This window comes from Pseudomonas protegens (genome assembly GCF_003732485.1).
Taxonomy (GTDB): Bacteria; Pseudomonadota; Gammaproteobacteria; order Pseudomonadales; family Pseudomonadaceae; genus Aquipseudomonas; species Aquipseudomonas protegens_B.
Genome location: NZ_MOAK01000030.1, coordinates 35,434 through 44,904 on the forward strand (window position 1 = coordinate 35,434; position 9,471 = coordinate 44,904).

Below are 9,471 nucleotides of genomic sequence, written 5' to 3' on the forward strand. Positions count from 1 at the left end.
CTCGATGCGATGCTGGCCTTGTGCGAGGAAACCCGTTGCCGGCGGCAAACGTTGCTGGCCTATTTCGATGAGGACATGCCCCAGCCCTGTGGCCATTGCGACAACTGCGTCGATGGCGTGCAAACCTGGGACGCCACCGAGCCTGCGCGCCAGGCACTGTCGGCCATCTATCGCACCGGTCAGCGTTATGGCGTCGGTCATCTGGTGGACGTGCTGCTGGGCAAGGATACGGAAAAGGTCCGCAGCTTCGGTCATCAGCACTTGTCGGTGTTCGGGGTCGGCAAGGCCCGCAGCGAAGGCGAATGGCGCTCTCTGTTCCGCCAACTGGTGGCTCGCGGGCTGGCGGACATCGACCTGGAAGGTTACGGCGGTCTGCGCCTGAGCGACACGTGCCGGCCTTTGCTCAAGGGCGAGGTAACCCTGGAGCTGCGACGCGATCTCAAACCGCAAAGCACTCCGAAGAGCAGCACCAGCCAGGCCAGCCAACTGGTACGGGGCGAGGAGCGCGAGCAATGGGAGGCGCTGCGAGCCCTGCGGCGCAAGCTGGCGGAAGAGCATGGTGTGCCGCCCTATGTCATTTTCCCCGATTCCACCTTGCTCGAGATGCTGCGCAGCCAGCCCGGCTCCATGGCGGAAATGGCCGAGGTCAGCGGCGTGGGTGCGCGCAAGCTGGAGCGTTATGGCGCAGCCTTCCTCGAAGTTCTGGGGGGTGGTGTCGAGGCGCCGAAGGTGGTTGCCGACCTCCGCCACGAACTGATCACCCTGGCGCGTGCCGGGATGACCCCGGTGCAGATTGCCGGCCAGTTGCAGTGCACGGAAAAGAACGTCTATACCCTGTTGGCCGAGGCGATCAGCAAGCAACAACTTTCCCTGGAACAGGCCCTGGACTTGCCGGAGGACCTGCTGGGGGAAATCCAGGACGCGTTCCTCGACGGCGAGGGCGAGTTGCCGCCGGTGGCCGAAGTTATCCCGGTGTTCGCCGGACGAGTGCCGGAAGGGGTGTTGTATTGCGTGCGTGCGGCCTTGGAGTCGGAGTTTGAAATGTGAAGGGGTGCGTCAATGTTGTAACGATTCAGTCCCTTACAGGCCTTGCCTCCGGGCAAGGGTCATGCTTAGCTGACTAATAATTAGTTTTTCTTCATTTTCAGTCTGATCATGAGTGTTTTATGCCGTTAACCGATGAACACCGTTTTGGTATGCAGCTGGCGCATATGTCTCGCGGCTGGCGTGCTGAACTGGACCGCCGTCTGGCCGGGCTTGGCCTGTCCCAGGCCCGCTGGCTGGTGCTGCTGCACCTGGCCCGTTTCGAAGACGCGCCAACCCAGCGTGAGCTGGCGCAAAGCGTTGGCGTAGAAGGACCCACCCTGGCTCGGCTGCTGGATAGCCTGGAAACCCAGGGCCTGGTCCAGCGCCAATCGGTGGTGGAAGATCGCCGAGCGAAGAAAATTGTCCTCTGTCCTTCGGCGCGGCCCTTGATCGAGCAGATCGAGACCATCGCCACTGCCTTGCGCCATGAGTTGTTCATTGGCGTCGACGACGAAGACCTGCGGGTCTGCATGCGCGTTCATGGGCGCATCCTGGCTAATCTGGAAAAATCCTGATGCCTTCAGCCGGGGTTGCCTGACCCCGGTTCGTCCTGTCTTCGCGTTCCCCTGAATCTTGCTGATTGCGCTGTCCGGTGCGGCACTTGTGCGCCTGTCAGAAGGTCTGGCCAAGGTTCAGCGACAAGGCCTTCTGGTTGTCGTCGTTGAAGCCGTAGCTGAAGTTCAATGGCCCCAACGGTGTGTCGAAGCCCAGGAAGATGCTCGCAGCATTGATATAGCCGCTGTCGAAGGCGTTGTCGTTGTTCCACACCCGCCCGCGCTCCAGTGAGCCGCCCAGGTAGAGCGGGAAATCCAGTGGCAGGTAGGAGCGCGGTGTGAGTCGGCGAAAGTACACGGCACGGGCCAGGGTGATGTTCTGCCCGGACAGGGCGTCCTGACGGAAACCGGACAACTGCCGTGCGCCCCCCAGGAGGAAACTGGAGGTCACGACATCGGCATTGTCCAGGGTTCGGCCATAGCGCCCTCCCAGGACGAAGGTATTGGGGCCGCTGCTCAAGGCCTTGTCGAGCTTGAACTCCCACTGTCGGTAGCGATTGTCCGAACCCAGGCTCGGTTCGAACTGGCGCAGGGTCAGGCCGATGTCTTCACCAGAGTGGGGAAAGTAGACGTTGTCCAGGGAGTCGAAGGAGTACTGCAGCTGGTAGTAACCCTCATTGAAATTCTCGCTGGGCAGGTTGTGGTCGCCGATCCGTACATCGGCTTTGCCCCAGGCCTCGCCCACACCGAAACGCACTTCGCCGCTGTTGCCGATCTGCCGCCCCAGATTGAGGCCCAGGCCGTAGCGTTCCAGGCGGTATTCGGCGATCGGGTCGTTATCCAGCACCGCCTCGACGTTCTGCGCTTCGGCAGCAATAAACGGCGCAATGAAGTAGCGTGAACCGGCATCCAATGGTTGATAGAACTCGCTGTAGATTTCCTGCTGGTCGCCGATCTGCACCCGGGTCAGCCATTCCGCGCCGAGGCTGTTGATACCGTTCATGCGATAGCTGGCGCCGATGTTGAAGGCGCTGTCGCCGCGCATGTCGTCGGACAGGTTCAGGCCCAGGCGCAAGTAGTCAGTACCGCTGCGTTTGCCCCGAGCGCTGATCACCAGGGTGTTGTCCTGGCCTTTGTGCACTACGCGGTATTGCACCTGCTCGAAGAAGTCCAGGCCGTACAGGGTGCCCATGTCGGTTTCCAGGCGGCCCAGGTCCAGCGGTTCACCGATGTGCTGGCGGATGTAGTAGCGGATCACGTCATCGCTGACCTTGGAGTCGTTCTCCACCTTGATCGCGCTGATGATCGGCGTGCGCTGGCTGGGCTGGCGCGCGGCGGTCAGCTCTGCATCCAGCGGATGGGCCGGACGCAGGCGTGCCAGGCGGGCATCAAGGATGCGCGTGGCACGATAACCGGCGTCGATCACCTCCTGGGCACGGCCGAAGTCGGTGACGCCGAAACTCGACAGCGACGGCTGAATCAGCACGTCGTCCTTGTGCAGCGCCGCCAGTTGCACCTCGGAGTTGCGCCGGGTCATCAGGGTGATGGACTGGTTGAGCACGTCGACCACGGTATTGAGCTGCTTGCGTGAGCGCAGCGGGGTGCCGATGTCCACCACGATGGCAATGTCGACCCCCATGTCCCGGGCCACATCCAGGGGAATGTTGTCGGTCATGCCGCCATCCACCAGCAGCCGGCCATCGAGCTCCACCGGTGCGAACACCGCCGGGATCGACATGCTGGCGCGGATCACCTGGGGCAGGTGGCCCTTGCGGAACACCACCTTTTCGCCGCTGGCGATGTCGGTGGCCACGGCCCGGAAGGGGATCGGCAGCTTGTCGAAATCCCGGGTATCGCTGGCGTGGGCCAGCTTGCTTTCCAGCAGCAACGCCAGGTTCTGGCCCTGGATCACCCCCAGGGGCAGGCCCAGGCTGCCGTCGTCACGAAAGCTGAGTTTCTGTTTGACCAGGAAATCCCGATCGTCCTGCTTGCGCCGGAAGGGCACGTCTTCCCGGGGCGGGGCATCGGACAAGGCCTGTCGCCAGTCGATGTCCAGGGCCAGTTTTTCCAGCTCGTCGATCTTGTAGCCCGAGGCATAGAGGCCGCCGATTACTGCACCCATGCTGGTGCCGGCAATAGCGTCGATGCGGATCCCTTGCTCTTCCAGGGCCTTGAGTACGCCAATATGCGCCAGACCGCGGGCAGCGCCTCCCGACAGCACCAGACCGATTTTCGGTCGCGGCGCTTCACTGGATTGAGCGAGCAGGGGTAGCAGGCAGAGGAACAGGCAGGACAGCAGGCGGCGCATCGTGGTTCTCGGGGACGGGCGATAAAGCCGGCTATTATAGCGACGCCCTTGAACTCAGGAGTCGGCCGTACCATGACTGAACGTAAACCCGAAGTGGTCATCACCTATTGCACCCAATGCCAATGGCTATTGCGAGCTGCCTGGCTGGCCCAGGAGTTGTTAAGCACGTTCAGCGATGACTTGGGCAAAGTGTCCCTGGAGCCTGCTACCGGTGGCACGTTCCGCATCACCTGCAACGGCGTGCAGATCTGGGAGCGCAAGGCCGACGGCGGCTTTCCCGAGGCCAAGGTACTCAAGCAAAGGGTCCGCGACCAGATCGATCCGGAACGCGACCTGGGCCACAACGATCGTACTCAGTGAGAGCCGGCTTCAGCCGTGGCCGCCTTGCTGCCCGAGCCCGCCGACAGGCGGCTTGAAACCACAATGGCAACGATGATCAAGGCCCCGCCCATCAGCATGCGCAGCGTCGGATTTTCGCCGAACAGCAGCCAGGCCACGGTAATCCCGTAGACCGGTTCCAGGGCGAAGACCACCGCCGCGGTGCGTGCCTTGATCACTGCCAGGCTGGCCACAAACAGGCTGTGGGCCAGACCGGTGCAGAAGATTCCCAGCAGACTGATCCACAGCCAGTCCATGGCCCGGACCTGGCCAAGCTCCGGTGCCGCCACCGGTAACAGGCACAGGGCTACCACCACGTTCTGGCAGAGGGCCGCCTGCACCGCAGGAATACGTCCGGAGCTGGCGCGGTTGTTCAGTGACAGCAGGGCGAACAGCAAGCCCGAACCCACGGCCCAGAGCAAGCCGGTGGTGGCCTGGCTGGCCAGATCGAAGTTCGGGGTCACCAGCACCAGGCCGATGCTCACCAGGATTACCAGCAGAATCTCGTTGAAGCGGATTCGCTCGCGGAAGATCAGGCCCTCGAGAATCACCGTGAAGGCCGGGAAGCTGGCGAAACCCAGGGTGGCAATGGCCACCCCGGCAACTTTTACCGCGACGAAGAAACTCACCCAGTGACCGGCCAGCAGCAGGCCGCTGAGCAGCAGGCGCCGCCAGTCGCCGGCGACGAGTTTCTGCCAGGGAGTATTGCTGGCCAGTCGGGCAAAGAAGCCCAAGGCAAGCACGGCAAAGGCGGCGCGGCCGAACACGATAACGGCAGGCGAGGCGGCGGCCAGCTTACCGAACACGCCGGTGAGGCCGAACATCAGGGCGCCGATATGCAGGGCACCAAGAGCGGTACGCGGAGTCATTTCTTTCCTTAACCACAAGACGGGCAGTAATGGCCTTAGGCGGCAATGGGCTGAGTCTACGGGCAGGCGACCTGCTGGTCTGTCGCGATCCTGGCGTTTTTTGTCGAGGGATTAGCGTCTGCCCCCTGGCGCAGTTGGCGCGGCGAGTGGCCGTACTGGCGCAGTATCGCCGCGGCAAAGGCACTCTGGGAGCTATAACCCACGCGGCTGGCGATTTCGCCCATGGGCAAGGCGGATCCGCGTAACAGTTCCAGGGCCATGTGCAGGCGCCGGCGTCGCACGTACTCCATGGGACTGGCCCCGCACTCGGTGATGAACCGTGCATGCAGACGGGCAGCGGACAGCCCGGCGATACGGGCCAGGTCGGCCACCTGCAAGGGGTGGGCGGCGTGGCGATCGATATGGGCATTCAGGGCGCTATACGGTAGGCGGCGCTCGCCAGGCTGGCTGTCGGCGCAATGGTTGAGGCTGGCCAGCAGCAGGACTGCGCCTTGTTGGGCAATCAAGGGGTCGTCCACCGGGCTGTCCGCCAGCCAGTTGACCAGGCGGCTCTGGCTCGGCCCCAGGACCCGATGCCGGGGTGCATCGAGCAAACGCCGGCTGGCCTCGGCATGTTCGCCCAAAGATTGTTGCACCCAGTGTTCACCGGGTATGTCCAACACCAGGCAATGGCTTCCGCTGGGGCTGCCGCAGACATGCCGGGCACCGGCCGGCACCACCACAAAACTCTGCTGCTGCACCTGGCTGCCCTGGCCTTCGACTTCGAAATCGAGCTGGCCACGCAGGCCGAACACCAGTTGCGCATGTTCGTGGCTGTGGGCGATCAGGTCGTGGCTGTAGTGGCGCAGGGTGAGGATAGATTCCATCACGGTCTCCTTGGCAGATCCGCAGTCTACACCGGTGGTCGGACGGTTCGCGCTGTCATCGCACTGCCGCATTTTTGTCATGGGCTATTAATCGCTGGGGCGCAAGCTCGCAAAAAATCCCGGAGAGCGTCCATGACCCATGCCGAACTCGCCAAGCCCAGCCGCAAGCAACGGGTACGGACCCTATGGATTTCAGACGTGCACCTGGGCACCCGGGATTGCCAGGCGGAACACCTGGCGCAGTTTCTCAAGGGGTATCAGGCCGACCGCATCTATCTGGTGGGCGACATCATCGATGGCTGGAAGCTGCGGGGCGGCATGTACTGGCCCCAGGCCCATACCAATGTGATCCGCCGCTTGCTGACCATGAGCAAGCGCGGCACCGAGGTGATCTACGTCACTGGCAATCACGATGAATTCCTGCGCCGTTACTCCAAGCTGATACTGGGCAACATCCAACTGGTGGACGAAGCCGTGCACGTCACCGCTGACGGTCGCCATCTGCTGGTGATCCACGGTGACCAGTTCGACGTCATCACGCGATATCACCGCTGGCTGGCCTTTCTCGGCGACTCGGCCTACGAGTTCACCCTGACCCTCAACCGTTGGCTCAATCATTGGCGGGCGCGCTATGGCTACGGTTACTGGTCGCTGTCGGCCTACCTCAAGCACAAGGTCAAGACTGCGGTGAGCTTTATCAGCGACTTCGAGGAGGCCATTGCCCACGAGTGCGTCAAGCGCGAGTTGCACGGGGTGGTCTGCGGCCACATTCACCATGCCGAGATCCGTAAGGTGGGCGAGGTGGATTACCTCAATTGCGGCGACTGGGTAGAGTCCTGCACAGCCCTGATCGAGCACTGGGACGGCAGCATCGAACTCTATCGCCTGGCCGAGGCCCAGGCCCGGGAAGCGCAGCTCAAGGCCGAGCGCATGAAGGTGGCGGAGCCGGCCTGAGCGATAGCTTGTCGATCAGGCTTCAGGTGGGGCTGGACTGTTCCATCGCGGCCTTGTACAGCGACGTTCGGGGCTGGGCAAACAGCTGTTGCAGCATCGGTTCGAAGAAGCTCAGGGGCAGGCTTTCGTAGTCGGGATCGAAGGCTGCGGCATCGTACTTGGCGCAGAACTCGGCGGTGCGCTGGTACAGCGGATGCTCACGGAATTGGTCCCGCAGATGGCGGTCCATGCCCAGGTGATGAAAGAAGTAGTAGCCCTGGAAGATTCCGTGCTTTTCCACCATCCACAGGTTTTCCGGGCTGACAAAGGGCTTGAGTATGGCCGCGGCGATATCCGGATGGTTGTAGGAACCCAAGGTGTCGCCGATGTCATGGAGCAGGGCGCAGATCACATACTCCTCGTCGCGTCCGTCATGCCAGGCACGGCTGGCGGTCTGCAGGGAATGGGTCAGGCGGTCCACCGGAAAACCGCCGAAGTCGCCCTCCAGCAATTGCAGATGAGTGAGGATTCGCGCCGGCAGTTGTTTGGCGTAGGCGGTGAAATCCGCAGCGATGATCGCCCAGTCTTCCTGGGTACCGTCCTGCATGTGGGTGAAGCGTGCGTGAGCATTCATCGGCCAGGCTCTTGTTGTTATGGGCTGGACTGGAGTGTATGCCTGCATCCCGTCACTGCAGTGGCTGTACGGGACGGCTTGCTGTCCGGCCGGGCCTAGAAGGGCACCTTGCCGAGAATCATGTCGCGGTACATGACGAAGTCCCCCAGCAGGCTGTACAGCGGATGCTGGAAGGTGGCCGGGCGATTTTTCTCGAAGAAGAAATGCCCGACCCAGGCAAAGCCATAACCGGCAACCGGCAAGGCCAGCAATAGCAGCCAGGCGCCTTTGCCGATGGCAAAGGCCAGGAGGAAAATCACCAGGCTGGTGCCGATGAAGTGCAGGCGACGACAAGTGCTGTCGCTGTGTTCACTCAGATAATAGGGGTAGAACTCGGCGAAGCTGTTGAACTGTCGGATGTTTTCCATGGCCGCGATCTCTGTGCTTGTTGTTCTGTGAGCGGATGTTCTGCGGGGAGCTTATTTGAGTCTAGAGTCCTTGGCGGCGCTGGCCAGTGACAATAGGCGCCACTTTAGTATCCTTGGGAAATTGGCCGTAGCATGCGGCTCATCATGTAAGAAATCCTCATGAGCGAACGAACGACTTCTGCAAGCTGGGCCTTGGGAATAGTCAAGGCCCTGGAGATGGACGGCCTGGATTGCTGCGCTTTGTTCAAGCAGTTGGGGCTCGACTATGGCGCCCTCGACGACCCCGACGCGCGCTTCACCCAGGATTCGATGACGCGGCTCTGGCAGCGCGCTGTCGAGTTGTCCGGCAACCCGGCGATTGGCCTGAACATGGGCAAGGTGGTTCGCCCGGCGTCCTTCCATGTGGCCGGTTATGCACTGATGTCGAGTCGAACCCTGGCAGAGGGTTTTCAGCGTCTGGTGCGTTATCAACGGATCATTGCCGAAAGCGCTGACCTGAGTTTCCGTCTTTTACCTGAGGGTTATGCACTGATCCTGACGGTGAATGGTGATCATCTACCCCCCACCCGGCAAAGCTCCGAGGCCTCGCTGGCCTGCGCCCTGGCCTTGTGTGGCTGGTTGACGGGGCGCGCCCTGCAACCGCGCAAAGTGCTGTTGCAAGGGCAGCAACCGCAGGATGTACAGCCTTACAAAGACATGTTCCATGCGCCACTGGTGTTCGCTGCACCCTTTGATGCGCTGATTTTCGAGCGAGCCGACATGGAAGCGCCCCTGCCTACTGCCAACGAGGCCATGGCCTTGTTACACGATCGCTTCGCCGGCGAATACCTGGCGCGTTTCTCCGAGAGCCGGGTGACCCACAAGGCACGCCAAGTGCTGTGCCGTCTGCTGCCGCAGGGCGAGCCCAAGCGCGAGATGGTGGCGCAGACCCTGCACCTGTCCCAGCGTACGTTGCAACGCCGCTTGCAGGAGGAGGGCACCAGCTTCCAGACCCTGCTCGATGACACCCGCCGCGAGCTGGCCGAGCAGTACCTGGCGCAGCCGCGCATGACCTTGCTGGAGATTGCCTACCTGCTGGGGTTTGCCGATCCGAGCAATTTTTTCCGTGCGTTTCGCCGCTGGTTCGATGTCACGCCCGGTGAGTACCGGGCGCGGTTGCTGGCGCTGCCGGGCTCGATCAGTGACGCCAGAACGCCGGAATGCACAGCACGAACACCGTGATGATTTCCAGCCGGCCCAGGAGCATGCCCAGGGACAGGATCCACTTGGCGGCGTCGGGCAGGGTGGAGAAGTTGCCCGCCGGGCCAATGGTTTCTCCCAGGCCCGGGCCCACCCCGGATACGGTGCTGGCAGCGCCGGTCAGGGCGGTCATCCAGTCCAGGCCCAGCAGCGACAGGGCGAGGGCGATCATGCAGATGGTGATGGCGAAGAAGAACGAGAAGGTCAGGATCGAACGGACGATTTCCTCGTCCAGGCGATGGCCGTTGTACTTCTGC

11 protein-coding genes are annotated in these 9,471 nt (G+C 62.3%); 5 read left to right on the plus strand and 6 right to left on the minus strand.

Going from position 1 to position 9,471, the window contains the following annotated elements; all coding sequences use genetic code 11:
* A partial coding sequence (locus BLX41_RS34415; RefSeq protein WP_259744400.1) for an RQC domain-containing protein occupies positions 1–1,047 on the plus strand: 1,047 nt, incomplete at its 5' end.
* Positions 1,048–1,166: 119 nt separating this feature from the next.
* Positions 1,167–1,601, plus strand: coding sequence for a MarR family transcriptional regulator (locus tag BLX41_RS04315; RefSeq protein ID WP_102864082.1), 435 nt, complete (start codon positions 1,167–1,169; stop codon positions 1,599–1,601).
* Between the two features lie 97 nt (positions 1,602–1,698).
* On the opposite strand, the gene BLX41_RS04320 is transcribed toward BLX41_RS04315, so the two are convergent.
* Positions 1,699–3,888 (minus strand): patatin-like phospholipase family protein, encoded by a 2,190-nt coding sequence (locus BLX41_RS04320; protein WP_123723906.1) that lies wholly within the window; start codon positions 3,886–3,888, stop codon positions 1,699–1,701.
* Between the two features lie 72 nt (positions 3,889–3,960).
* On the opposite strand from BLX41_RS04320, the gene BLX41_RS04325 reads away from it, so the two are divergent.
* Positions 3,961–4,248, plus strand: a complete 288-nt coding sequence (locus BLX41_RS04325; protein ID WP_123723907.1) for an Rdx family protein — start codon at positions 3,961–3,963, stop codon at positions 4,246–4,248.
* Here the strand turns inward: BLX41_RS04325 and BLX41_RS04330 are convergent.
* The gene (locus BLX41_RS04330) at positions 4,242–5,135 is read right to left on the minus strand and encodes a DMT family transporter (protein WP_123723908.1); all 894 of its coding nucleotides are present in this window, start codon (positions 5,133–5,135) and stop codon (positions 4,242–4,244) included. The two genes, BLX41_RS04325 and BLX41_RS04330, sit on opposite strands and share 7 nt — an antisense overlap.
* A gap of 56 nt (positions 5,136–5,191) precedes the next feature.
* Positions 5,192–6,001, minus strand: coding sequence for an AraC family transcriptional regulator (locus tag BLX41_RS04335; RefSeq protein ID WP_123723909.1), 810 nt, complete (start codon positions 5,999–6,001; stop codon positions 5,192–5,194).
* Positions 6,002–6,133: 132 nt separating this feature from the next.
* On the opposite strand from BLX41_RS04335, the gene BLX41_RS04340 reads away from it, so the two are divergent.
* On the plus strand, positions 6,134–6,955 hold the full coding sequence (locus tag BLX41_RS04340) for a UDP-2,3-diacylglucosamine diphosphatase (protein WP_123723910.1): 822 nt from the start codon (positions 6,134–6,136) through the stop codon (positions 6,953–6,955).
* 22 nt (positions 6,956–6,977) lie between these two features.
* On the opposite strand, the gene BLX41_RS04345 is transcribed toward BLX41_RS04340, so the two are convergent.
* Both BLX41_RS04345 and BLX41_RS04350 read right to left on the minus strand, forming a co-directional pair.
* Positions 6,978–7,568 carry an HD domain-containing protein gene (locus BLX41_RS04345; RefSeq protein WP_123723911.1) on the minus strand — a complete coding sequence of 197 codons (591 nt, stop codon included), beginning with the start codon at positions 7,566–7,568 and terminating at the stop codon, positions 6,978–6,980.
* Positions 7,569–7,663: 95 nt separating this feature from the next.
* Entirely contained in the window at positions 7,664–7,975 is a 312-nt protein-coding gene (locus tag BLX41_RS04350; RefSeq protein ID WP_025132224.1) for an Mpo1-like protein, read from the minus strand.
* Positions 7,976–8,134: 159 nt separating this feature from the next.
* On the opposite strand from BLX41_RS04350, the gene BLX41_RS04355 reads away from it, so the two are divergent.
* The gene (locus BLX41_RS04355) at positions 8,135–9,196 is read left to right on the plus strand and encodes an AraC family transcriptional regulator (protein WP_123723912.1); all 1,062 of its coding nucleotides are present in this window, start codon (positions 8,135–8,137) and stop codon (positions 9,194–9,196) included.
* On the opposite strand, the gene BLX41_RS34420 is transcribed toward BLX41_RS04355, so the two are convergent.
* The coding region (locus tag BLX41_RS34420; RefSeq protein WP_311197413.1) for a potassium transporter TrkG at positions 9,153–9,471 on the minus strand (319 nt) is incomplete at its 5' end. The genes BLX41_RS04355 and BLX41_RS34420 overlap by 44 nt on opposite strands.